Annotated in this window: 17 protein-coding genes; 10 read left to right on the top strand and 7 right to left on the bottom strand. The window is 54.7% G+C overall.

Features of this window, described 5'->3' with window-relative positions:
- Positions 1-823: 823 nt before the first annotated feature.
- Complete coding sequence (locus tag ABLV08_RS11890; protein WP_063421133.1) at positions 824-1,453, bottom strand: phosphatase PAP2 family protein; 630 nt, start codon at positions 1,451-1,453, stop codon at positions 824-826.
- 446 nt (positions 1,454-1,899) lie between these two features.
- Complete coding sequence (galF, locus tag ABLV08_RS11895; protein ID WP_015706060.1) at positions 1,900-2,790, bottom strand: UTP--glucose-1-phosphate uridylyltransferase GalF; 891 nt, start codon at positions 2,788-2,790, stop codon at positions 1,900-1,902.
- A gap of 855 nt (positions 2,791-3,645) precedes the next feature.
- Here galF and ABLV08_RS11900 point away from each other — a divergent pair.
- The gene (locus ABLV08_RS11900; RefSeq protein WP_015706061.1) at positions 3,646-5,232 is read left to right on the top strand and encodes a TerC family protein; all 1,587 of its coding nucleotides are present in this window, start codon (positions 3,646-3,648) and stop codon (positions 5,230-5,232) included.
- 49 nt (positions 5,233-5,281) lie between these two features.
- On the opposite strand, the gene asmA is transcribed toward ABLV08_RS11900, so the two are convergent.
- The 4 genes from asmA to alkA form a co-directional block, all read right to left on the bottom strand.
- Positions 5,282-7,129 carry an outer membrane assembly protein AsmA gene (gene asmA, locus ABLV08_RS11905; protein WP_348855891.1) on the bottom strand — a complete coding sequence of 616 codons (1,848 nt, stop codon included), beginning with the start codon at positions 7,127-7,129 and terminating at the stop codon, positions 5,282-5,284.
- A 27-nt stretch (positions 7,130-7,156) separates the two neighbouring features.
- A complete protein-coding gene (gene dcd / locus ABLV08_RS11910) occupies positions 7,157-7,738 on the bottom strand; it encodes a dCTP deaminase (protein WP_015365790.1) in 582 nt (193 codons plus the stop codon).
- A gap of 90 nt (positions 7,739-7,828) precedes the next feature.
- Complete coding sequence (gene udk, locus ABLV08_RS11915; protein ID WP_015365789.1) at positions 7,829-8,470, bottom strand: uridine kinase; 642 nt, start codon at positions 8,468-8,470, stop codon at positions 7,829-7,831.
- A 114-nt stretch (positions 8,471-8,584) separates the two neighbouring features.
- Positions 8,585-9,433 carry a DNA-3-methyladenine glycosylase 2 gene (alkA, locus tag ABLV08_RS11920; RefSeq protein WP_045367112.1) on the bottom strand — a complete coding sequence of 283 codons (849 nt, stop codon included), beginning with the start codon at positions 9,431-9,433 and terminating at the stop codon, positions 8,585-8,587.
- 136 nt (positions 9,434-9,569) lie between these two features.
- Between alkA and yegD the strand changes: the two genes are divergently transcribed.
- From yegD to yegS, 9 genes are all read left to right on the top strand, one after another.
- Positions 9,570-10,922: a molecular chaperone gene (gene yegD, locus ABLV08_RS11925; protein ID WP_348855892.1), complete on the top strand. Its 1,353-nt coding sequence runs from the start codon at positions 9,570-9,572 to the stop codon at positions 10,920-10,922.
- A 412-nt stretch (positions 10,923-11,334) separates the two neighbouring features.
- Positions 11,335-12,579: an MdtA/MuxA family multidrug efflux RND transporter periplasmic adaptor subunit gene (locus ABLV08_RS11930; protein ID WP_348855893.1), complete on the top strand. Its 1,245-nt coding sequence runs from the start codon at positions 11,335-11,337 to the stop codon at positions 12,577-12,579.
- Positions 12,579-15,701 carry an MdtB/MuxB family multidrug efflux RND transporter permease subunit gene (locus tag ABLV08_RS11935; RefSeq protein WP_015365785.1) on the top strand — a complete coding sequence of 1,041 codons (3,123 nt, stop codon included), beginning with the start codon at positions 12,579-12,581 and terminating at the stop codon, positions 15,699-15,701. Before ABLV08_RS11930 ends, ABLV08_RS11935 begins: the two co-directional genes overlap by 1 nt.
- Complete coding sequence (mdtC, locus tag ABLV08_RS11940; RefSeq protein WP_348855895.1) at positions 15,702-18,779, top strand: multidrug efflux RND transporter permease subunit MdtC; 3,078 nt, start codon at positions 15,702-15,704, stop codon at positions 18,777-18,779.
- Position 18,780: 1 nt separating this feature from the next.
- Positions 18,781-20,196: an MFS transporter gene (locus ABLV08_RS11945; protein WP_348855896.1), complete on the top strand. Its 1,416-nt coding sequence runs from the start codon at positions 18,781-18,783 to the stop codon at positions 20,194-20,196.
- Positions 20,193-21,647 carry a two-component system sensor histidine kinase BaeS gene (gene baeS / locus ABLV08_RS11950; RefSeq protein ID WP_015706068.1) on the top strand — a complete coding sequence of 485 codons (1,455 nt, stop codon included), beginning with the start codon at positions 20,193-20,195 and terminating at the stop codon, positions 21,645-21,647. The genes ABLV08_RS11945 and baeS overlap by 4 nt, the downstream gene beginning before the upstream one ends.
- Positions 21,644-22,366, top strand: a complete 723-nt coding sequence (baeR, locus tag ABLV08_RS11955; protein ID WP_015365781.1) for a two-component system response regulator BaeR — start codon at positions 21,644-21,646, stop codon at positions 22,364-22,366. Before baeS ends, baeR begins: the two co-directional genes overlap by 4 nt.
- Before the next feature lie 145 nt (positions 22,367-22,511).
- Positions 22,512-23,873, top strand: coding sequence for a tRNA 5-hydroxyuridine modification protein YegQ (gene yegQ / locus ABLV08_RS11960; RefSeq protein ID WP_032708727.1), 1,362 nt, complete (start codon positions 22,512-22,514; stop codon positions 23,871-23,873).
- 257 nt (positions 23,874-24,130) lie between these two features.
- Entirely contained in the window at positions 24,131-25,024 is an 894-nt protein-coding gene (yegS, locus tag ABLV08_RS11965; protein ID WP_032708728.1) for a lipid kinase YegS, read from the top strand.
- A 34-nt stretch (positions 25,025-25,058) separates the two neighbouring features.
- Here yegS and ABLV08_RS11970 read toward each other — a convergent pair.
- Positions 25,059-25,174, bottom strand: a 116-nt coding sequence (locus ABLV08_RS11970) for a hypothetical protein (protein WP_227504458.1), incomplete at its 5' end; no start/stop codon positions are given.

Below are 25,174 nucleotides of genomic sequence, written 5' to 3' on the forward strand. Positions count from 1 at the left end.
CCATTGCCTCGATAGACAACATCCTCAAAGTACGAGCGGTTTGCTGTAAACGGATGTGAACTTAACGCATTCATAATGTAAGCGATATTGGTTGCCAAGGCTACTTTCACGGCCTCAATAATGTGCACATGATCAGATGTCGATGACGTAGCTCGGCGTAGGGCTGATTTACTCAGGCCTTTTCAATACGAGGAGGACCGGGGAACTGGATACGCTACCGCCCTTGGCTTAACAGCTACCAACGCACTGTACCTCTTATCCAGCAATTTTCTTTACGTCCTGTTGTTGGTTAATTAACCACAACTATTATTTTTACCGCCCCGAGTTTACGAGATTCTTCCTGCAAATGGCAGTATAAATTTAACCACACAGACCTGTTAAGATGATATTTTTCATTTTCCCCGGCAGGATTTCATCCGTTAATAAGATTATTTGATGGATTCTTTCCCCATCCGGCATGATATTACCACCGCAACAGTATGGCTACGTAACTGCATGATTATAAAGAAAATAAAATAATCCGCATGTTTAATGCAAAAAAACAACTATAGAACAGTCAACTACAAAATATGATAGCCATCATTACCCACTTCGTTTATGGGTTCCAGAAAGATAACTCTGATTTCCGAAATTCCGTTTTGATTTAAGAATCATCCTAGCCGCAATATCATGATAGTTCGTGCTTTCAAGTATTCTGTTAACATTATTATGTTTCATCTTTATGAAAGCCACGATTCTATTATCCCTTAATTGTCCGCAGTCTGGCATTTTATCATACCAATCACCCCAGGCTGATAATGTACAGCTTTGTCGAATTGCATGATTAATATATATGCTTATGCAGATCGGCTCTGGTGAACGGTTTGTCCAATGGGCCGATCATCGTTGCAACTTCCCCCAGCAGCGATTGTGTTGGCGCTTTAGCCCCGGTGTTTAACAGCACAAGGGGAATGATTACCATGCTCAGCGCTCCTGCCCATGAGATCTGCGCAGTGCGCGATGAATGCCTACGCCATTGCAACAGCAGAAAAATCAAACTCCCGCAGGCTCCGAGGATAAATCCACTCACCACTTCCGATACCGAGTGTGCATGAATCATCAAACGGGAATAGCCAACTATGACAGCAAGGGCATAACCTACGAATACGGCGCTACAGCGGACGGAGAAAGGCGCCCGTGAGGTTAACAGCCATAAAAGGATTGGCCAAAAAGCGGTAGAAAGCGCGGTATGTCCGCTGAAACCGGTAAAATCGATTTCCCGTATGCCAATACCCCAGCCCATAAAAGCCAGCTTTGAAATACACACGACAGTACCCGTAATGCCAAAAAGCAACGCCCATTGCCAGGCCAGCGTCCGGGATGCTTTGCGCAGCGCCAGCACCGCAAACAGCACCACTGCACTAGGCAGTAGCACGGTACTATCGCCAAAAAAAGAGACTAATTGCCAGTTCATTTACGCTTCATCCTCTGACGATACATCCCTTTTCCCTGTATCTTATCCATGATCTCCCTATGGGCATATTCATCCATTAACATTACGTTTTTATGCATGTATCACCGTTGTTTAATGGGTAAACATGATCTCAGTCAAGTTTTATTTCGCATCGCTAGCTTTTGTTACGTACATTTCGTTAAGAAAGCTCACACTAAGCAACTATCAGCTAAGCATTATTTTAACTCATCTGACCAAATGCCCGGCTCACGCCCTGCCCATCATCGATAAGCCATCAAATCCACATACTTGATAAGATTCAACTGAGATGAAAATCTCATTGCATTTACTGCACCGAATGCTAATAACCTCGGTCTCATTTCAGTTGGATCTTGTTACGCTGGCGCGACACCAAACATCTTGCTGTTATCTGCACGCCAGCTCTCGCTCGAATTAAGCGCTCAGTTTCACGCCAGCAGCTTCTTGATGCTCTCGCGGAATTTGGTCCCTTCTTTATGGTTACGTAAGCCGTAACTCACAAAAGCCTGCATGTAACCCATTTTTTTGCCGCAGTCGTAGCTCTCACCGGTCATCAACATGGCATCGACAGACTGTTTCTTTGCCAGTGCCGCAATAGCGTCCGTTAATTGAATACGACCCCAGGCGCCAGGTTCAGTACGCTCGAGTTCTTCCCAAATATCAGCAGACAGCACATAACGTCCTACGGCCATCAGGTCAGAGTCGAGCGTTTGTGGTTCGTCTGGTTTTTCAATAAATTCAACAATACGGCCAATCTCTCCTTCCACTTTCAAGCCATCTTTGGTTTGAATGACGGAATATTCTGAGAGATCGCCAGGCATTCGTTTGGCCAGAACCTGGCTGCGCCCGGTTTCATTGAAACGCGCGACCATTGCCGCCAGGTTATAACGCAGCGGATCGGCGCTTGCGCCATCAAGAATGATATCCGGTAACACCACAACAAACGGATTATTGCCAACCGCCGGGCGCGCACAGAGGATAGAATGCCCCAGGCCCAGTTGCTGGCCTTGTCGAACGTTCATTATCGTTACGCCTGGCGGACAAATCGCCTGAACTTCGGCTAATAGTTGACGCTTAACACGCTGCTCGAGTAGCGCTTCCAGCTCATAGGAGGTATCAAAATGGTTTTCTACAGCATTCTTAGATGAATGGGTGACCAGCACAATTTCTTTGATTCCGGCGGCGACAATCTCATCGACGATATACTGAACCATCGGCTTATCAACGATTGGCAGCATCTCTTTCGGTATCGCTTTGGTGGCAGGCAACATATGCATCCCTAACCCTGCTACCGGAATAATTGCTTTCAAACTCACCATTATTTCATCCACCTATATGGTTATAAACTTTCGAATTTTTGTCAGAACGCTGATGTCACTGGCATTTGTTTGTGATGGTACAGCATCGTGTCGCGCACGACTTTAACCAAAATCCTAAATTACTCTCTTAGTCCAAGAATACACGCAAAAAATGCTAGCTGACAGGTCGCTTTAAGAAAATTCTCACGCGTTTGTCCTGGTCAATCGGCCTTCGAATAAACAGAGCAAGAAAAACGCTTAATCCATTGTTATTAAACAATAATAATTGATCAATGTTCCTGGCGATAAGCTACTTACTTTGCAGATTTAACACCTTCTTTCTTAAAAATCACCGTGGTAAGCCACTACAGAAAAAGTCAAATCCCATGCGAACGAGCAATTTGGCGATAGCAATCAGCAAAATCGTCTAAACTTTGGACAAAAGCTTCTCTAACTAACCTTCTTACCCGTGGATTAACCCCTTGACCATCGCTGATACTGCTGATTTTATGCAACATTGAGCCATGTTAAGGGTCTTATTAAACGCAGGTCCTGACAAGCTACAGAATTCAGTAGGAATATTCCCCTTAATAACATTTTGGTGAAAAATACGGCAATATTTTGACTTTACCCGCTGTTAATAACCCCTCCTTATCCCTGCTATTACCGCACAGTAATTACAGGGATTTCTAATTAATTCCAAATCAGCCCAGATCGATCTTAAACACCCGATATTTAGCAGTGGTTAATTACGTTACCGCTTTCGTTTGATATGCCAGACTGGTGCGCGTTGCCGCGATAAATCGTTGCATTTTACCTGGCGCTTATCCATGATCGATAGATCATACGATTATGTTGTAAAGGTTCTAAGTGATTATGGAATGGATTGCCGATCCCTCGATCTGGGCTGGTCTCATTACACTGGTGGTTATCGAACTGGTTCTGGGGATAGATAACCTGGTATTTATTGCGATCCTTGCTGAAAAGCTTCCCCCGGCGCAGCGCGATCGCGCTCGCGTTACCGGCCTGCTATTGGCAATGGTGATGCGTCTGGTACTGCTGGCGTCAATTTCCTGGTTAGTCACCCTCACGACACCGCTCTTCAACTGGCATGACTTAAGCTTCAGCGCCCGCGATTTGATCATGTTATTTGGTGGACTGTTCCTGCTGTTTAAAGCAACCGTTGAGCTTAATGAGCGGCTGGAAGGAAAAGACAGTAATAACCCCACCCAGCGTAAAGGCGCGAAGTTCTGGGGCGTGGTGGCGCAAATAGTCGTACTTGATGCTATTTTCTCGCTGGATTCGGTCATTACCGCGGTGGGTATGGTTGATCACCTGGCGGTGATGATGGCAGCGGTCATTATTGCCATTACGCTGATGCTGATGGCCAGCAAAGCTCTCACACGCTTTGTCAACAGCCACCCCACGATCGTCATTCTGTGCCTGAGTTTCCTGCTGATGATCGGTTTTAGCCTGATTGCCGAAGGATTTGGTTTCCCAATCCCGAAAGGCTATCTGTATGCCGCCATCGGTTTCTCGGTGATGATCGAATCGTTCAACCAGTTAGCCATCTTCAATCGCCGCCGTTTCCTCTCGGCCAATCTGACCATGCGACAGCGGACGACTGAAGCGGTGATGAATCTGCTAAGCGGGCGCAAAGAGAATGCAGAGCTTGATACCGAGACGGCAACCATGGTCGCCGACCAGGGCGAAAGTCCGTTGTTTAATCCGCAGGAACGCTTAATGATTGAGCGCGTACTGAATCTGAATCAACGTACCGTCAGCAGCATTATGACTTCACGTCATGATATTGAGCACATCGACTTAAGCGCGCCTGAAGAGGAAGTTCGCGCGCTGCTGGAGAAAAACCAGCATACCCGTATTGTCGTCACCGGCGGCAACGATAACGAAGATCTGTTGGGGGTTGTTCATGTTATCGACCTGCTACAACAGTCATTACGCAATGAGCCGCTGGATTTACACGTTCTGCTACGCCAACCGCTTATTTTTCCAGAAACCTTGCCGTTGCTCCCGGCGCTGGAGCAGTTTCGCCAGGCGCGGACGCACTTTGCTTTTGTGGTTGACGAATTTGGCTCCGTTGAAGGCCTGGTAACCATCAGCGATGTTATGGAAACCATTGCGGGTAATCTGCCTAATGAAGTCGAGGAGATCGATGCTCGTCATGACATTCACAAAAACGCCGATGGCAGCTGGACCGCTAACGGCCATATGCCGCTGGAAGATCTGGTTCAGTACGTTCCGCTGCCGTTGGATGATAAACGTGAATATCACACAATAGCCGGATTATTGATGGAATATTTGCAGCACATTCCTGCCGCTGGCGAAGAAGTGAAAATCGGCGGTTATACTCTGCGTACTCTGGAAGTGGAAAGCCACAGGGTGCAGAAAGTACAGATTATCCCGCCGGTTGAAGTAGAAGATGAATTAGATTATGAAGTGTGAATGAAGTTGAGGGTTAAGCCGCCGCGAGTTGCTCGCGGCGGCTTAATGATTACAGCTTATCAAGCAGTTTCTTCACATCTTTGCCGTTCTGGCTATTACTGTTGCGTTCCGCCCACTCATTCAAACGCTGTCTGGCTTCGTCCTGCAACTGCTTACGCAGGATCTGATCTACCTGTAGGCTATAGCTTAGCGACTGCCACTTGCCATAGATACGTAGCGGGATTGCCGTCTGCTTGAGACGATCAATAAGCTTGCTTTCGCCTTTCCAACCGCCTAACACCCGCACGTTGAAATGCATGTCGCAATCCTCTGCTTGCAGACTCAGATTTCCTTGCCCGGTCAACGCCATCATTGCCGACTGTCCCTGCAAGCCGTTAAGCGTGATTTGGCCATTATTCAGGGTCAAATCACTGCTTAATGCGTCAAGCTGGGTCGCGTTATCGAAGTTTTCCTGCGCCTGTACATTAGTGCTCCTCGCCACAGCCTGCTGTACTAGCTGCTGGAAGTTGAGCCCTTCGGTACGCGTATCCTTCATCTGCAGCTGTGCCTGTCCCTGCCAGTTGCGACGGAAGTCTTCTGCATCAATGCGCGGCCCCGAGAAATCACCTTTCAGAGATAATTTCCCCGTCAGGTTAATCGGGTAGTTAAACGCCTGCAAAATGGTACCGATTTCCACATTATCCAGTTGTGGCTGGAAAGCGGCATGCGAAGTGTTGCCTCTGACATCCAGCATCCCTGGTAACGAGAGACGTCCCTCTCCCAGACTACCCTCCAGCTGTTTCACCGTCAGCAGCCCCTGCTGGTTAGTGATATCACTCTTCACCTGACTGAATCGCATACCACGCCACTGCACCTGGTCCGCCGACAGCGCCAGTTGGCCGTTAAAGCCAAGCAAACTATGATAATCCTGCTGAATATCGCTATCAGCAATCACAGGGCGTAGCTGTCTCGGCTGGCTTTGTCCACGCTGATCGACATTCCCTTCATTGGCCGTCGCGCTTTGCGCAAGCAAACTATCCAGATTCAGGGTGGTCGCCTGCAGGTTTAGCGCCCAGTCAGGTTTCTCCCCCAGTACAACACTACCGCTGCCGGTAATTGCGCTGCCATTAGCAGTGAGATTGAGATTGTTGAAATCGAGTTTTTTCGCTTCTTCGATCCAGCTGGCTTGCAAACTTCCCTGCCCGCTCAGGCCGTCCGGCGGCAGCTCCGCCCCACGTACCTGCCAGTTAAGCTGCGAAAAATCCGCTTTCAAAGAGTGAGGGTAATCGCCGCCCTGAACCTGGGCGGTAAAGGACAACGTTAAGTCACGTTGATCGCGATTGACCCTGCCGGAGAAATCTACCGTCGCCAGATGGTTGTCATCCTGCTCCATCTGTAAGCGTATATCGCGCACGGTAACCTGTTCGCCATTTTCATGCTGGAAGAACAGGACGCTATCGGCCACCTGCAGTTTACGGACATCGTAGGACCATCCGCGATCTTGCGGCGCCTGCGGCAACGTATTGTCATGTGGCACCACCGGCGCGTTCTGGTTACGCACCGCTTCCGTTTTCGCGGTAAGCTGAATGACCGCGCCTTTCAACATCACCTGCTTCACCTGCAGTTGGTGAGAAAGTAGCGGCATCAGCGCAACATCCAGCCGCATGTTATCGGCACGCACCACCGGTTCGGAAGCGCCTGTCGCCGTCAGCGCCATACGACCGGAGAGAATACTCAGCTGCGGCCAAACATGCCAACGCAGCGGCCCGTCAAGCTTCAGTTGATAGCCGCTACGCTCCGCCACTTCCTGCACCATATAGTTGCGGAAGTCATTAGGGTTGACCAGCAGCACCAGCGCAGCGAGCCCCGCAACAATGACGGTCAACAAGATCATCAGCGTGGTCAGAATTCGTCTCATGGCATCCTCGATAAGCCGCTAACTTTATCAATCCTTGTCGATTCGACTCGCTACCGCGCCCTGCTGGTCGCGATATTTGGCATCTTCACGGCGGTTATATGGCCGCGCCGCCGGGCCCGAAAGCGGCTCAAAGCTCAGCGCGCCAATGGGCATTCCCGGGCGCAACGCCAACGGCAGCTTGCCGGAATTATAGAATTCCAGCACGATGCAGCCAGACCAACCCGGATCAATACGGTGCGCAGTGACATGTACCATCAGCCCAAGGCGCGCCAGTGACGAACGGCCATCAAGCCAGCCGACGAGGTCAGCCGGAAGCGTTACTGACTCATAAGTCACAGCCAGCGCTAATTCTCCTGGATGAAGATAGAAAGCCTCGCCTTCCGGCAGTACGATCTCTTCGCTCATTACCCGGTCCAGCGCCGCGCTCACTTCCGCCTTCGGGCCGCTCAGGTCAATAAACGGCGCCGTATGACCGCGGAAGGTACGGAATTTATTGCCTAAGCGAACGTCAACGGTGGCGCCGTTAATTCGATCCACCGGCGGGCGCGGGCTGATTGCCAGGCGCCCTTCATCCAACCAGGCTTCTATATCTCGGTCACACAGACGCATGAGCTTTCTCCTTTAAGGCATCTAGCCCTTACGCTTTCCGGGAATAAGGGCAATTGGGATTCTCTTTGCACGTTACACAATTAGTACGTGTTATTCAAAGAACTGACTGATTTTGGCCTTCAGAATATCGATGGCAATACGGTTTTTACCGCCGCGCGGGACAATGATGTCAGCATATTGCTTGGAAGGTTCAATAAATTGCAGGAACATTGGCCGCACCGTCTTCTGATACTGCGCCATCACCGAGTCCATGGAACGGCCACGCTCGTTAACATCACGCTTGATGCGGCGCATCAGACAGATATCCAGCGGGGTATCGACGAAAATAGAGAAGTTTAATTCATTGCGCAGTCTGGCATCCGTCAACAGCAGGATCCCTTCGAGAATGATCACTTTCTTCGGTTGAATATGAATAGTTTCCGGCATACGCGTATGTTCAACGTAGCTATACACGGGCAATTCAATTGGCTGGCCGCTTTTCAGCGTCTGTAAATGCTGGAACAGCAAGCTATGATCCATTGAGCTTGGATGGTCATAGTTGGTTTTTACACGCTCTTCCATCGACAGATGGCTTTGATCTTTGTAATAGCTGTCTTCCGGAATAACGCCAATATGCTCATCGCCAACTTGTTCACGTAATTCACGATAAAGTGTGCTGGCGATAAGGCTTTTGCCCGAAGCCGATGCGCCGGCGATGCCTACAATGACGCACTGATGAGACGTATCAGTCATAAATTTTTGCGACCTGATTAACCTGGATGTAGATGGAGGGTGACGGTTGACCGTCAAACGCGGCAATTATAGGGATTTCAGGGCGGCGATACCAGTGATATGCGCCCTGTACGCCTATTCCTCGTCCGGCGCCCAGCCTTCGGTGTACCAGATATGCAACAAAGCATAGGAGCGCCAGGGTTGCCAGCGACTGGCATAGCGCGCGATGCGCGCAGGCGTCATTCCGGGAAAACGCTGTTTAATCAGATAGTCATCGGGCAGAAAAATATCTTTTGCCTGCCAACCGCGCAGCGCATAGTAATTCGCCGTCCAGCGACCGATGCCCGGCAGACTCTGCAATTGTTTCATGCCGGTTGCCATATCAGCAGGCGCCGTCAACGGCAATTCTCCGCTCAATGCCGCTTTGCCAAGGTGAATTAACGCTTCCGCGCGGCGAAGCGGCATCCCTAACGCCTTAAGCGCCAAAGGGTCGGCTTGCGCCAGTTTCTGCGGTTCGGGAAAAATAACATAACCAGGCGCTTCGCTTAACGCTTCCCCATAGACCGCGGCCACTTTCGCCGTCAGCTTCGCCGCCATCGCTACGCTCACCAGTTGCCCCAATACCGCACGCACCGCCTGTTCAAACGCATCCAGCGCCCCCGGCAAGCGAAGTCCTGGTCGCGGCTGCGCCAGTTTGCCTAAGGTTTGCGTGACCTCAAATGGATCGCATGCTAAATCAAACAGTTGCGCTACACGCGCCAGGCACTGATCTGCTACCGGTAACAGCCCATGAGAAAGCGTAACCTGGAACCCCTGGCTGCGTTCATCCGGTTTAACGGTAATCAACCCACGATGCCCATCTAAACTGAAGCTGCGGGTATATTGATCTTCATGGAAGGTTTCAATTCCCGCCACCGCACGCGCGCTGAGAAACGCGAACATCCATTGCCAGTCATAGGGCGCTCGCCAGGATAATAATGTCATGCACTCTCCTTATTAATCGCGACAAGCATAGATGCTCTAAGCCTGCTGCGCCTTGCTTTTAAATTCCAGTTGTCGGCATGGCGGCAATCCGCTAAAGTCGCCCCCCTTCTTCACTGGCATGGGGATTTTTCAGGTCATGTTTATTGGTTTTGACTATGGTACCGCCAACTGTTCGGTCGCCGTCATGCAGGATAATGCGCCACGGCTTTTAACGCTGGAAAACGGTAGCCCGCTGCTGCCATCAATGCTTTGCGCCCCGACGCGCGAAGCGGTCAGCGAATGGTTATACCGCCATCATAATGTCCCGGCCGACGGCGCAGAAAATCAGGCGCTACTACGACGCGCCATTAATTATAACCGTGATGAAGATATCGAAGTCCTGGGCAACAGCGTCCAGTTCGGCCTCGCCTCACTGCATCAATACGTTGACGATCCGGAAGAGGTCTACTTCGTTAAGTCGCCAAAATCGTTTCTTGGCGCCAATGGCCTTAAACCCCAGCAGGTCGCGTTATTTGAAGATCTGGTCTGCGCGATGATGCTACATATTAAACAGCAGGCGCAGTCTCAGCTTAGTGAACAGATTACCCAGACGGTTATTGGTCGACCAATTAACTTCCAGGGTCTTGGCGGCGATGATGCTAACGCTCAGGCACAGGGTATTCTCGAACGCGCGGCGACGCGAGCAGGATTCAACGATGTCGTGTTTCAGTTTGAACCCGTTGCGGCGGGGTTAGATTTTGAAGCCACGCTCAATGATGAAAAACGCGTGCTGGTCGTCGATATTGGCGGCGGCACCACCGACTGCTCACTGCTGTTGATGGGGCCGCAATGGCGGCAGAAAGCCGACCGTCAGGATAGCCTGCTGGGCCACAGCGGCTGCCGTATCGGCGGTAACGATCTGGATATCGCCCTGGCCTTCAAATGCCTGATGCCGTTACTCGGCATGGGCGGTGAAACGGAAAAAGGCATTGCGCTGCCGGTACTGCCCTGGTGGAATGCGGTGGCGATTAACGACGTCCCGGCGCAGAGCGATTTTTACAGCGCCGCCAACGGACGTATGCTCAATGACCTGCTGCGCGACGCTCGCGATGCCGACAAGGTCGCACTGCTGCTTAAAGTCTGGCGTCAGCGCCTGAGCTATCGCCTGGTACGCAGCGCGGAAGAGAGCAAAATCGCCCTTTCCGCTCAGCCGGATTTCAACGCCGAACTGCCGTTTATTAGCGATGAGCTGGCTACCGCTATCAGCCAGCAGGGGCTGGAAGAGGCGCTCAATCAACCGCTGGCTCGCATTATGGAGCAGGTAAAGTTAGCGCTGGAAAGCAGCCATGAAACCCCGGACGTTATCTATCTCACCGGCGGTAGCGCACGATCGCCGTTAATTAAAAAGGCGCTGGCCGCACAGCTGCCGGGAATACCGATCGCCGGCGGCGATGATTTTGGTTCCGTTACCGCCGGGCTTGCCCGCTGGGCGCAGGTGGTTTTCGCCTGAAACGCGAGCGCCATTCGGTAACCTGAGTTGACTTTGCCGCTTTTTCGTCCTAACTTGCAGGATGAAGGGTAAGGGAGGATTTCTCCTCCCCCTGGCGTCTTAGTAAGCCGGTAAGCTAATCACTAAGAGTATCACCAGTATGATGACCAGGTTCATCATAACCCTTTCCTTATTTAAGGCCCCTTCCTCAGGAGGGGCTTTCCTGTATTTAGCCTCCGCTAAATCAAGCTGACGTTACCATGCCGCGTCTGACACATTTCTTTTCAGCGTTCGGCTTTGCGAGCCTCCTCGTGAAAGCCCGCCAATTCAGACCTTTCCATACGCGCTTTTCATAATTCCTCCATTTTTGCGGGGCGTTCCGTTACTAAACTAGTATCATTCAGCGAAAGCTTCAGAATGAGATAGCAAAATAATGAAAAGCAGTAACACACTTCGTTGGGGAATAGTCCTGACGGTAATTTTGGCGGCGGGAGCCGCCTATTGGTTCTGGTACGATCGCGCCGAAGAGACAACCGCAGGCGCTGCTGGCGCGAGTCAGCAAGGAGCAAAGGCGCCTGCCGGGGCGCGTCATGGGCGTTTTGGGGCCACGCTGGCCCCGGTGCAGGCGGCAACCGCCACCAGCGAATCCGTCCCCCGCTACCTTACTGGCCTGGGGACTATCGCCGCGGCGAACACCGTGACCGTGCGCAGTCGGGTTGACGGCCAGTTACTGAGTATCCATTTCCAGGAAGGTCAGCAGGTAAAAGCCGGCGATCTGCTGGCGCAAATCGATCCCAGCCAGTTCAAGGTCGCGCTGGCCCAGGCGCAGGGGCAGCTTGCCAAAGATAACGCCACCCTCGCTAACGCGCGCCGCGATCTCGCTCGCTATCAACAACTGGTGAAAACCAATCTTATCTCCCGTCAGGAGCTGGATACCCAGCAGTCGCTGGTGGTTGAATCCGCCGGTACGGTTAAAGCCGATCAGGCCGCCGTCGCCAGTGCGCAACTGCAGCTGGACTGGACCCGCATCACCGCGCCGATTGACGGCCGCGTGGGCCTGAAACAGGTCGACATCGGCAACCAAATCTCCAATGGCGACACCACCGGCATTGTCGTTCTCACGCAAACTCACCCTATCGATTTGGTCTTTACCCTGCCGGAAAGCGATATCGCCACCGTGGTACAGGCGCAGAAAGCCGGTAAAACGCTGAGCGTCGAGGCCTGGGACCGAACCAATAAACAGAAGATCAGTACAGGCAGCCTGCTGAGCCTCGATAACCAAATCGATGCCACCACCGGCACCATTAAGCTTAAAGCGCGCTTTAATAACCTCGATGACGCGCTGTTCCCGAATCAGTTCGTCAATGCCAGAATGCTGGTGGATACCGAGCAGGATGCAGTAGTGATCCCCACCGCCGCGCTACAAATGGGCAACGAGGGGCACTTCGTGTGGGTGCTGAACAGTGAGAATAAAGTCAGTAAACATACGGTCACGCCGGGTATTCAAGATAGCCAAAAAGTGGTGATTAACGCCGGGCTGTCAGCGGGCGACCGGGTGGTGACCGATGGTATCGATCGCCTGACGGAAGGCGCTAAGGTCGAAGTCGTCGAAGCTCACAGCGCCGTGCAGGAACAACCTACCACCCGCCCGAGTGGTAAAAACGGAGCGGGCGCCTGATGCAAGTCTTACCCCCAAGCAGTACGGGCGGCCCTTCCCGACTGTTTATTATGCGTCCGGTGGCGACAACGCTATTGATGGTCGCCATTCTGCTGGCCGGTATCATCGGCTATCGCTTCCTGCCGGTCTCTGCGCTGCCGGAAGTTGACTACCCAACCATTCAGGTAGTAACGCTCTACCCCGGCGCCAGCCCGGATGTGGTGACGTCATCGATTACCGCGCCGCTGGAACGCCAGTTTGGCCAGATGTCCGGCCTTAAGCAGATGTCTTCACAAAGCTCGGGCGGCGCGTCGGTCATTACTCTGCAGTTCCAGTTGACCCTGGCGCTGGATGTCGCCGAACAGGAAGTGCAGGCGGCCATCAACGCCGCGACCAACCTGCTGCCGTCTGATTTACCCAACCCGCCGGTTTACAGCAAAGTGAACCCGGCGGATCCGCCGATCATGACCCTGGCCGTGACCTCCAGCGCGATGCCGATGACGCAGGTTGAAGATATGGTGGAAACTCGGGTAGCGCAGAAGATATCTCAGGTTTCCGGGGTCGGCCTGGTGACGCTGGCCGGCGGCCAACGTCCTGCGGTGCGCGTTAAGCTCAATGCCCAGGCGATCGCCGCGTTAGGTTTGACCAGCGAAACCGTGCGTACCGCCATTACCAGCGCCAACGTGAATTCAGCAAAAGGTAGCCTTGACGGCCCGGCCCGCGCGGTCACCCTTTCCGCCAACGATCAGATGCAGTCGGCGGAAGATTACCGTCGGCTGATTATCGCCTATCAGAACGGCGCGCCGATCCGTCTTGGCGATATCGCGACCATCGAACAGGGCGCCGAGAACGCCTGGCTGGGGGCGTGGGCCAATAAGCAGCGGGCGATAGTGATGAACGTCCAACGCCAGCCGGGAGCGAACATCATCGCCACTGCCGACAGCATCCGCCAGATGCTACCGCAACTGACCGAGAGCTTGCCTAAATCCGTTAAGGTACAGGTGCTTTCTGACCGCACCACCAATATTCGCGCGTCGGTCAGCGATACGCAGTTCGAATTGCTGCTCGCCATCGCGCTGGTGGTGATGATCATTTATCTCTTCCTGCGCAATGTCCCGGCGACTATCATCCCCGGCGTCGCCGTACCGCTGTCGCTGGTCGGCACCTTCGCGGTTATGGTGTTCCTTGATTTTTCAATCAACAACCTGACGCTAATGGCATTGACCATCGCCACCGGTTTCGTGGTCGATGACGCCATCGTGGTCATTGAAAACATCTCTCGCTACATTGAAAAGGGCGAAAAACCGCTTGCCGCCGCGCTGAAAGGCGCGGGGGAAATCGGCTTCACGATTATTTCATTAACCTTCTCGCTGATTGCCGTACTGATTCCGCTGCTGTTTATGGGTGATATCGTTGGGCGATTGTTCCGTGAATTCGCCATTACCCTGGCGGTGGCGATTCTGATTTCGGCGGTGGTCTCGCTGACCCTGACGCCGATGATGTGCGCGCGGATGTTAAGCCACGAATCGCTGCGCAAACAAAACCGCTTTTCGCGGGCCAGCGAGCGTTTCTTCGAGCGGGTGATTGCCGTCTATGGCCGCTGGCTAAGCCGGGTACTAAACCACCCATGGCTAACGTTGAGCGTGGCGTTAAGCACCCTGGCGTTATCGATTCTGCTGTGGGTCTTTATCCCGAAAGGCTTCTTCCCAATCCAGGATAACGGCATTATTCAGGGCACGTTACAGGCCCCGCAGTCGGTGTCGTTCGCCAGTATGGCGCAACGCCAGCAGCAGGTATCCGATCTGATTCTGAAAGATCCGGCGGTTGAAAGCCTGACGTCGTTCGTCGGCGTTGATGGCACCAATCCAGCGCTGAACAGCGCGCGTCTGCAGATTAACCTCAAACCACTGGATGAACGCGACGATCGCGTGCAAACGGTCATCAGCCGTCTGCAGCAATCGGTGGCTAGTGTACCGGGTATTGAGCTTTATCTCCAGCCAACGCAGGATCTGACTATCGATACCACCGTCAGTCGCACTCAGTATCAGTTTACCCTGCAGGCTAACTCGCTTGATGCGCTGAGCAACTGGGTGCCGCAATTGCTGTCGCGCCTGCAATCCTTACCCCAGCTTGCCGACGTCAGCAGCGACTGGCAGGATAAAGGGCTCGCGGCTTATATTAATGTCGATCGCGATAGCGCCAGCCGGCTGGGTATTTCCATGGCGGATGTCGATAACGCGCTGTATAACGCCTTTGGCCAACGGCTGATCTCGACAATTTATACCCAGGCCAACCAATATCGTGTGGTACTGGAGCACGACACCCAGGCGACGCCGGGGCTAGCGGCTCTTGATAATATCCGCCTCACCAGCAGCGATGGCGGTATCGTGCCTCTGAAATCCATCGCCAGCGTCGAGCAGCGTTTTACCCCGCTGTCGGTGAACCATCTCGATCAGTTCCCGGTGACCACTATTTCATTCAACGTGCCGGATAACTACTCCCTCGGCGAAGCGGTAGAGGCTATTTTGTCAGCCGAGCAGTCGCTGGATTTCCCAAGCGACATCCGCACCCAGTTCCAGGGCAGTTCCCTCGCATTCCAGTCGGCGCTCGGTAGCACCGTCTGGCTGGTCGTCGCGGCGGTCGTCGCCATGTATATCGTCCTCGGCGTGCTGTACGAAAGCTTCATTCATCCCATCACCATTCTTTCTACCCTGCCAACCGCTGGCGTCGGGGCGCTGCTGGCGCTATGGCTGGCCGGTAGCGAGCTGGATGTGATTGCCATCATCGGCATCATTCTGCTGATTGGTATCGTGAAGAAAAACGCCATCATGATGATTGACTTTGCCCTCGCCGCCGAGCGCGAGCAGGGAATGCCGCCGCGCGAAGCCATTTATCAGGCCTGCCTGCTGCGCTTCCGTCCGATTCTGATGACCACCCTCGCCGCCCTGCTCGGCGCGCTGCCCTTGATGCTCAGCACCGGCGTCGGCGCCGAGTTACGCCGCCCATTGGGGATTGGTATGGTTGGCGGTCTGATGCTCAGCCAGGTACTGACGTTATTCACCACGCCGGTGATTTATCTGCTGTTCGACCGGCTATCGCTGTATATGAAGAGCCGCTTCCCGCGCCGTGAAGAGGAGGCGTAAGTGAAGTTCTTCGCTCTCTTCATTTATCGGCCGGTGGCGACGATTCTTATCTCGTTGGCGATTACCCTATGCGGGATCCTCGGATTCCGCCTGCTGCCGGTCGCACCGCTGCCGCAGGTGGATTTCCCGGTGATCATGATTAGCGCCTCGCTGCCCGGCGCCTCGCCGGAAACCATGGCCTCGTCGGTGGCAACACCGCTGGAACGCTCGCTGGGGCGCATTGCCGGGGTCAATGAAATGACCTCGTCGAGCTCGCTTGGCAGTACCCGCATCATCATGGAGTTTAATTTCGATCGCGATATTAACGGCGCCGCCCGCGACGTGCAGGCGGCGATTAATGCCGCGCAAAGTCTGCTGCCGAGCGGGATGCCCAGCCGCCCCACGTATCGCAAAGCTAACCCGTCCGATGCGCCGATCATGATCCTGACGCTCACCTCGGATACCTATTCGCAAGGCGAGTTGTACGATTTCGCGTCAACCCAGCTGGCGCAAACCATCGCGCAGATTGACGGCGTCGGCGATGTCGACGTCGGCGGCAGCTCACTGCCGGCGGTGCGCGTCGACCTTAACCCGCAGGCGCTATTTAACCAGGGCGTCTCACTGGACGCCGTGCGCAGCGCCATTGATAACGCCAACGTGCGTCGCCCGCAGGGCGCGCTGGAAGATAAGACCCACCGCTGGCAGGTGCAGACCAACGATGAATTGAAAACCGCGGCGGAATATTTGCCGGTGATCGTCCACTACAATAACGGCGCGGCGGTACGCCTTGGCGACGTGGCAAAAGTGACGGATTCAGTGCAGGATGTGCGTAACGCCGGGATGACCAACGCCAAACCGGCGATCCTATTGATGATCCGCAAGCTGCCGGAAGCCAACATCATTCAGACGGTTGATAGCATTCGCGCCCGCCTGCCGGAACTACAGCGTACCATCCCCGCCGCCATTGATTTACAGATTGCGCAGGATCGTTCGCCCACCATCCGCGCTTCGCTGGAAGAGGTCGAACAAACGCTGGTGATTTCGGTCGCACTGGTGATTCTGGTGGTCTTTCTGTTTTTGCGCTCCGGGCGCGCAACGCTTATCCCGGCCGTCGCCGTACCGGTATCGTTAATCGGTACCTTTGCCGCGATGTATTTGTGCGGCTTCAGCCTCAATAATCTGTCGTTAATGGCGCTGACCATCGCCACCGGTTTCGTTGTCGACGACGCCATCGTGGTGCTGGAGAATATTTCCCGCCATCTTGAGGCGGGAATGAAACCGCTGCAGGCCGCGTTACAGGGCAGCCGTGAAGTCGGCTTTACCGTGCTGTCGATGAGCCTGTCGCTGGTGGCGGTGTTCTTACCGCTGCTGCTGATGGGCGGCCTGCCGGGTCGTCTGCTGCGCGAGTTCGCCGTCACGCTATCGGTAGCGATCGGTATTTCGCTCGCCGTGTCGCTCACGCTGACGCCAATGATGTGCGGCTGGCTGCTGAAAAGCGGCAAACCTCATGAACCAACGCGCAAGCGTGGCTTTGGCCGCCTGCTGGTCACTATTCAGGGCGGCTATGGCAAATCGTTAAAATGGGTGCTGAAGCATAGTCGCCTGACTGGCCTGGTGCTGCTCGGTACGATGGCGCTCAGCGTGTGGCTGTATATCGCCATTCCGAAAACCTTCTTCCCGGAGCAGGACACCGGGGTGCTGATGGGCGGCATTCAGGCGGATCAGAGTATTTCGTTCCAGGCGATGCGCGGCAAACTGCAGGACTTTATGAAGATCATCCGCGAGGATCCGGCGGTCGATAACGTGACCGGTTTTACCGGCGGCTCGCGGGTGAATAGCGGTATGATGTTTATCACCCTGAAACCGCACGACCAACGCCACGAAACGGCGCAGCAAATCATCGACCGGCTGCGGAAAAAACTGGCGAAAGAGCCCGGCGCTAATCTGTTCCTGATGGCGGTGCAGGATATCCGCGTTGGCGGACGTCAGTCGAACGCCAGCTATCAGTACACCCTGTTATCGGACGATCTGTCGGCGCTGCGTGAATGGGAGCCAAAAATCCGCAAGGCGCTAGCGGCACTGCCGGAACTGGCTGACGTTAACTCGGATCAGCAAGATAACGGCGCGGAGATGGATCTGGTCTACGACCGCGACACCATGTCACGCCTGGGCGTCAGCGTGCAGGATGCCAACAGCCTGTTAAACAACGCTTTCGGCCAGCGGCAGATCTCGACCATCTATCAACCTTTGAACCAGTACAAAGTGGTGATGGAAGTCGATCCGCTTTATACCCAGGACGTTAGCGCGCTGGAGCAAATGTTTGTCATTAGTAACGACGGTAAACCCATCCCGCTGTCATACTTCGCCAAATGGCAACCGGCGAACGCACCGCTTTCGGTCAACCACCAGGGGCTATCGGCCGCCTCGACCATCTCCTTCAACCTGCCGACCGGCAAATCGCTGTCGGAAGCCAGCGACGCCATTGACCGGGCGATGACCCAGCTTGGCGTGCCGTCGAGCGTGCGAGGATCGTTTGCCGGCACCGCACAGGTATTCCAGCAGACGATGAACTCACAGGTGATCCTGATTATCGCCGCCATCGCCACGGTGTATATCGTGCTGGGGATCCTCTACGAAAGCTACGTGCATCCGTTAACCATTCTCTCAACCCTGCCGTCAGCGGGGGTTGGCGCGCTGCTGGCGCTGGAATTATTTGGCGCCCCATTCAGCCTAATCGCCCTGATAGGGATCATGCTATTAATTGGCATCGTAAAGAAAAACGCCATCATGATGGTCGATTTCGCCCTTGAAGCGCAGCGTACCGGCAATCTTCCGCCGGAAGAAGCGATATTCCAGGCCTGTTTGCTGCGTTTTCGCCCGATCATGATGACCACCCTGGCGGCGCTATTCGGCGCGCTGCCGCTGGTGCTATCGGGCGGCGACGGGTCCGAACTGCGGCAGCCGTTGGGGATCACCATTGTCGGTGGCCTGGTCATGAGCCAGTTGCTGACGCTGTACACCACCCCGGTGGTCTATTTGTTCTTTGATCGTCTGCGGCTGCGTTTTACGCGCAAGCCTGCTCAACCGGTAAGCGAATAAGATGACAGATCTACCCGCCAGCGTACGCTGGCAGTTATGGATTGTGGCCTTCGGCTTCTTTATGCAGTCGCTGGATACCACCATCGTCAACACCGCCCTGCCCTCGATGGCCAATAGCCTTGGGGAGAGCCCGCTGCACATGCATATGGTAGTGGTCTCATATGCGCTTACGGTGGCGGTCATGCTGCCGGCCAGCGGCTGGCTGGCGGACCGGGTCGGCGTGCGCAATATCTTTTTCAGCGCCATTGTGTTGTTTACCGTCGGCTCGCTGTTCTGCGCTCAGGCCAGCACTCTCGATCAACTGATAATGTCCCGGGTGCTGCAAGGCGTCGGCGGCGCGATGATGGTACCAGTCGGGCGTCTGACGGTGATGAAAATCGTTCCACGCGATCAGTATATGGCGGCGATGACCTTCGTCACCCTGCCCGGCCAGGTTGGACCGCTGCTCGGCCCGGCGCTTGGCGGGGTACTGGTCGAATATGCCTCCTGGCACTGGATTTTCTTGATTAACATCCCGGTTGGCATCATCGGCGCTATCGCCACATTATGCCTGATGCCGAACTACACCCTGCAGACCCGGCGTTTTGATATTCTTGGTTTTATTCTGCTGGCGACAGGAATGGCCGCCCTGACGCTGGCGCTTGACGGCAAAAAAGGGCTGGGTATCTCGCCGCTGCTGCTCGCCGCGCTGGTCGTCGGCGGCCTGATGGCGATAGTTTTTTATTTGTGGCACGCCCGTGACAACGTTAACGCATTGTTTAGCCTCAAACTGTTTCGCAATAAAACCTTCTCGCTCGGTCTTGGCGGCAGCTTCGCCGGGCGTATCGGCAGCGGGATGTTACCGTTTATGACCCCGGTATTCCTGCAAATTGGCCTCGGCTTCTCGCCGTTCCACGCCGGGCTGATGATGATCCCCATGGTGCTGGGCAGCATGGGGATGAAACGCATCGTGGTGCAGGTAGTGAATCGCTTTGGCTATCGCCGCGTGCTGGTTTTCGCGACGCTCGGCCTGGCGCTGGTGAGTTTGCTGTTCATGGCCGTCGCACTGGCCGGCTGGTACTGGCTGCTGCCGCTAGTGCTGTTCCTGCAGGGCATGATTAACTCCAGCCGTTTCTCGTCGATGAATACTCTGACGCTAAAAGACCTGCCTGATGAGTTGGCCAGTAGCGGTAACAGCCTGCTCTCGATGGTTATGCAGCTCTCGATGAGTATCGGCGTGACCATCGCCGGGCTACTGCTCGGCATGTACGGCCAGCAGCATATCAGCGCCGATGCCCCAGCCGTTCATCAAGTTTTCCTCTACACCTATCTGAGCATGGCGGTGATTATCGCCCTCCCGGCGCTCATCTTTTCCCGTGTACCGAACGATGTCGGCAGCAACACCGTCATCCGCCGACGCAAAAGGAGTGAATCGTGAAACTTTGGCGCCCGGGTATCACCGGTAAGCTGTTCCTGGCTATTTTCGCCACCTGTATCGTGCTGCTGATTAGCATGCATTGGGCAGTGCGCATCAGCTTTGAGCGCGGCTTTATCGACTATATTAAACGCGGTAATGAACAACGACTAACGATGCTCGGCGACGCGCTGAGTGAACAGTACGAGCAGCACGGCGACTGGAAATTTTTGCGCAACAACGATCGTTTTATCTTCCAGTTACTGCGCACCTTCGAGCGCGATAACGACGAACGTCCACCGGGTGGGCCGGGTCCGCATGGCGAGCCAGGGCCAATGCCCGGCCCTGGCCCGCGGCCCGATATGCCGCCGCACGGCTGGCGCACGCAATTTTGGGTTGTCGATCAACAAGGGCGCGTGCTGGTAGGCCCGCGGGCGCCGGTCCCGCAGGACGGTACCCGCCGTAACATTGTCGTCGACGGCGTGACCGTCGGGGCGGTGATCGCCTCGCCGGTTGAGCGGCTCACGCGCAACACGGATATCAATTTCGACCGCCAGCAAAAACGCACCAGTTGGCTGATTGTCGCCCTTGCCACCCTCCTCGCCGCGCTGGCCACCTTCCCGCTGGCCCGCGGGCTGCTGGCGCCGGTCAAACGGCTGGTGGAAGGCACCCATAAGCTGGCGGCGGGCGATTTCTCCACCCGCGTCACGGTCACCGGCGGGGATGAACTGGGTCGTCTGGCGCAGGATTTTAACCAGCTTGCCAGTACGCTTGAGCGTAACCAACAGATGCGCCGCGATTTAATGGCCGATATTTCGCATGAACTCCGCACGCCGCTAGCGGTCCTGCGCGGTGAGCTGGAGGCTATTCAGGACGGAGTGCGTAAATTCACCCCGGATTCGATCTCTTCGCTGCAGGCGGAAGTCGGCACGCTTACCAAGCTGGTGGACGATCTGCATCAGTTGTCGATGTCCGATGAAGGCGCGTTAGCCTACCAGAAAGAGTCGGTGGATTTAATTGCGCTGCTGGAGGTCGCCGCAGGTGCATTCCGTGAACGCTTCGCCAGCCGGGGTTTAACCATCGGCGTCTCGCTGCCGGATAACGCTATCGTTTTCGGCGATCGCGATCGTCTGATGCAGCTGTTCAATAACCTGCTGGAAAACAGCCTACGCTATACCGACAGCGGCGGCCGCCTGCAGATTGACGCCAAACAAAATGGTCGCATGTTGACGCTCGATTTCGCCGATAGCGGCCCCGGCGTTAGCGACGAGCAGCTGGCGCGGCTCTGTGAGCGTTTTTATCGCACCGAGGGCTCACGCAACCGGGCCAGCGGTGGATCCGGTCTTGGGCTGGCAATCTGTATGAATATCGTCGCCGCCCACGGCGGCAGCCTGAACGCCGGTCATTCGCCTTTTGGCGGGGTTAGCATTAAAGTAGAGTTACCTCTGGAACAGGATTTATCGAGGGATGTATGAGCGAATTACCTATTGATGAAAACACGCCGCGCATTTTAATCGTGGAAGACGAGCCCAAACTCGGTCAGTTGTTGATCGACTATTTGCAAGCTGCGAGCTATGCGCCAACGCTCATTGCGCATGGCGATCAGGTACTGCCCTACGTCCGCCAGACGCCCCCGCATTTGATCCTGCTGGATTTAATGCTGCCGGGCACCGATGGCCTGACCCTGTGCCGCGAGATCCGCCGATTTTCCGAGATACCGATTGTGATGGTCACTGCCAAAATCGAGGAGATCGATCGCCTGCTGGGGCTGGAAATCGGCGCCGATGACTATATCTGCAAACCGTACAGCCCGCGTGAAGTCGTGGCCCGCGTGAAGACGATCCTGCGTCGCTGTAAACCACAGCGCGACCTGCAGGCTCTGGATGCGCAAAGTCCGCTAATTGTTGACGAAAGCCGCTTCCAGGCCTCGTGGCGCGAAAAAATGCTGGACCTGACTCCCGCCGAGTTTCGGCTATTAAAAACGCTGTCGCAGGAGCCGGGTAAAGTCTTCTCCCGCGAACAACTGCTCAATCATCTGTACGACGATTATCGCGTAGTTACCGACCGTACCATCGACAGCCATATTAAAAACCTGCGCCGTAAGCTGGAATCGCTGGACGCGGAGCAGTCGTTTATTCGCGCCGTCTACGGCGTTGGCTATCGCTGGGAAGCCGACGCCTGTAGAATGGCTTGAACATCGCGCCTCTTAGCGCAGAGAGGCGCGAAGGTTTACTCCCTCTTTCCACAGAGCTACAATGCCCGCCCTTAATGTGGGGACACTCCCCCGAATCGCCGTACCTGGTGCGGCGAGTCTGACCTGTCATCAGAACGAGAAAATCATGTTTAAACCGGAACTTCTTTCCCCGGCGGGAACGCTGAAAAATATGCGTTACGCTTTCGCTTATGGCGCCGATGCGGTCTACGCCGGCCAGCCGCGTTACTCACTGCGCGTCCGCAACAACGAATTCAACCACGAAAACCTGCAGCTCGGCATCAATGAGGCCCATGAGCTGGGGAAAAAATTCTATGTGGTGGTTAACATCGCGCCGCATAACGCCAAGCTGAAAACGTTCATTCGCGATCTCAAACCGGTAGTGGAAATGGGCCCGGACGCGCTGATTATGTCCGATCCTGGTTTAATCATGCTGGTGCGGGAAAACTTCCCTGATATGCCGATCCACCTGTCGGTACAGGCCAACGCCGTCAACTGGGCGACGGTGAAATTCTGGCAGCAAATGGGGTTGACCCGCGTGATCCTCTCCCGCGAACTGTCGCTGGACGAGATCGCCGAAATTCGCAGCCAGGTGCCGGAGATGGAAATTGAGATTTTCGTCCACGGCGCGCTGTGCATGGCCTACTCCGGCCGCTGCCTGCTCTCCGGCTATATCAATAAACGTGACCCTAACCAGGGCACCTGTACCAACGCCTGCCGCTGGGAGTACAACGTCCAGGAAGGCAAAGAAGATGACGTGGGTAATATCGTCCACAAGCATGAACCTATCCCGGTGCAGAACGTTGAACCGACTCTCGGTATCGGCGCGCCAACCGACCAGGTATTTATGATTGAGGAAGCCAAACGTCCGGGCGAGTATATGACCGCCTTTGAGGATGAGCATGGCACTTACATCATGAACTCCAAAGATCTGCGCGCTATTGCCCACGTTGAGCGTCTGACCCAGATGGGCGTTCATTCGCTGAAGATTGAAGGCCGCACCAAATCCTTCTACTACTGCGCCCGCACCGCCCAGGTGTACCGTAAAGCGATCGACGACGCCGCCGCCGGTAAACCGTTCGACACCAGTCTGCTGGAGACGCTGGAAGGTCTGGCCCACCGCGGCTATACCGAAGGCTTCCTGCGCCGCCACACCCACGACGACTATCAGAATTATGAATACGGCTATTCGGTTTCCGAACGCCAGCAGTTTGTCGGCGAATTCACCGGCAAGCGTCATGGTCATCTGGCCGAAGTGGCGGTGAAAAATAAGTTCTCGGTCGGCGACAGCCTGGAGGTCATGACTCCGCAAGGTAACGTCAACTTTACGCTCGAACATATGGAGAACGCCAAAGGCGAAGCAATGCCTGTCGCGCCGGGAGACGGTTATATCGTCTGGCTGCCGCTGCCGGAGGATATGGCGCTGGAGTATGGGTTGCTGATGCGTAATTTTAACGGCGAGTCGACGCGCAATCCGCATAAAAATTAGTTTATTGGCGTTATTTTTTCATTATGTATGGATATTAGAATCGGATCACATACCGTTTCGTTCGAAGCAGGTATCATCCATTTCGCTGAAAAACATAACCCATAAATGCTAGCTGTACCAGGAACCACCTCCTTAGCCTGCGTAATCTCCCTTACGCGGGCTTATTTTTTATGCATCCCATTTTCCCGACTTTCTTATTCCATGACGCCATTCATGCGATACACTGAGGATGACGACTAAGAATGAGGCGATAAAGGATGACCCAATTTCCAGCCAGCTTATTAATTCTCAACGGTAAAGGCGCGAATGAGCCACAACTGCGTGAAGCCGTTAATCTCCTGCGTGAAGAAGGTATCGAGATACATGTCCGCGTAACCTGGGAAAAAGGCGATGCGATTCGTTTTGTCGAGGAAGCCGAAACGCTCAAGGTGGCGACGGTAATTGCCGGCGGCGGCGATGGTACGATTAATGAAGTCGCCACCGCGCTGGTCGAGCGCGGCAGCAACATGGCGCTGGGAATACTCCCCCTCGGCACAGCCAATGATTTCGCCACCAGCGTCGGCATCCCGCAGGATTTAGCCAGCGCGCTGAAGCTGGCGATAGCCGGGCGCGATGTCCCTATTGATGTGGTACGCGTTAACAACGAGGCCGGGTTTATCAATATGGCCACCGGCGGCTTTGGCACCCGTATCACCACCGAAACGCCGGAAAAACTGAAAGCCGCGCTCGGCGGCGTCTCCTATCTGATTCACGGCCTGACCCGCATGGATACCCTGAAGCCGGACCGCTGCGAAATTCGCGGCGAGAACTTTCACTGGCAGGGTGACGCGCTGGTTATCGGCATCGGCAATGGCCGTCAGGCCGGCGGCGGCCAGCAACTGTGTCCTGAGGCATTAATTAACGACGGGCTACTGCATCTGCGTATTTTCACCGGCGAAGAGTTGCTGCCTGCGCTGTTTAGCACCCTCGCTAATCCCGATAATTCGCCAAATCTGATCGACGGCGTATCGCCGTGGTTTGAAGTCACCGCCGCCCATGAAATGACCTTCAACCTGGATGGCGAACCGCTGAGCGGCAAATCCTTCCGTATGGAAATCCTCGGCGAGGCGCTACGCTGCCGTCTGCCGCCGGACTGTATGTTACTGCGTTAAAACATCAGGGCGGGATATACCCGCCCTGATAACGTTATGAATATTCTACCCCTTCCCTGACGCCGCTTGCCTTACGGGCAAAGCCCGGCTGATCGACGCGAATAAACGGGCACAGACAAAACGCCAGCAGATAGAGCGCGGTATAGGCCA

This window comes from Klebsiella sp. CN_Kp088, assembly GCF_040064335.1.
GTDB classification, from domain to species: domain Bacteria; phylum Pseudomonadota; class Gammaproteobacteria; order Enterobacterales; family Enterobacteriaceae; genus Klebsiella; species Klebsiella aerogenes.

Excerpts from the sequence above, each read along its gene's own strand:
- alkA (WP_045367112.1), bottom strand. The coding sequence starts at position 9,433 with ATGACATTATTATCCTGGCGAGCGCCCTATGACTGGCAATGGATGTTC.
- galF (WP_015706060.1), bottom strand. The coding sequence starts at position 2,790 with ATGGTGAGTTTGAAAGCAATTATTCCGGTAGCAGGGTTAGGGATGCAT.
- ABLV08_RS11890 (WP_063421133.1), bottom strand. The coding sequence starts at position 1,453 with ATGAACTGGCAATTAGTCTCTTTTTTTGGCGATAGTACCGTGCTACTG.
- ABLV08_RS11900 (WP_015706061.1), top strand. The coding sequence starts at position 3,646 with ATGGAATGGATTGCCGATCCCTCGATCTGGGCTGGTCTCATTACACTG.
- ABLV08_RS11945 (WP_348855896.1), top strand. The coding sequence starts at position 18,781 with ATGACAGATCTACCCGCCAGCGTACGCTGGCAGTTATGGATTGTGGCC.
- baeR (WP_015365781.1), top strand. The coding sequence starts at position 21,644 with ATGAGCGAATTACCTATTGATGAAAACACGCCGCGCATTTTAATCGTG.
- yegS (WP_032708728.1), top strand. The coding sequence starts at position 24,131 with ATGACCCAATTTCCAGCCAGCTTATTAATTCTCAACGGTAAAGGCGCG.
- yegD (WP_348855892.1), top strand. The coding sequence starts at position 9,570 with ATGTTTATTGGTTTTGACTATGGTACCGCCAACTGTTCGGTCGCCGTC.
- asmA (WP_348855891.1), bottom strand. The coding sequence starts at position 7,129 with ATGAGACGAATTCTGACCACGCTGATGATCTTGTTGACCGTCATTGTT.
- yegQ (WP_032708727.1), top strand. The coding sequence starts at position 22,512 with ATGTTTAAACCGGAACTTCTTTCCCCGGCGGGAACGCTGAAAAATATG.
- ABLV08_RS11930 (WP_348855893.1), top strand. The coding sequence starts at position 11,335 with ATGAAAAGCAGTAACACACTTCGTTGGGGAATAGTCCTGACGGTAATT.
- udk (WP_015365789.1), bottom strand. The coding sequence starts at position 8,470 with ATGACTGATACGTCTCATCAGTGCGTCATTGTAGGCATCGCCGGCGCA.
- dcd (WP_015365790.1), bottom strand. The coding sequence starts at position 7,738 with ATGCGTCTGTGTGACCGAGATATAGAAGCCTGGTTGGATGAAGGGCGC.
- ABLV08_RS11935 (WP_015365785.1), top strand. The coding sequence starts at position 12,579 with ATGCAAGTCTTACCCCCAAGCAGTACGGGCGGCCCTTCCCGACTGTTT.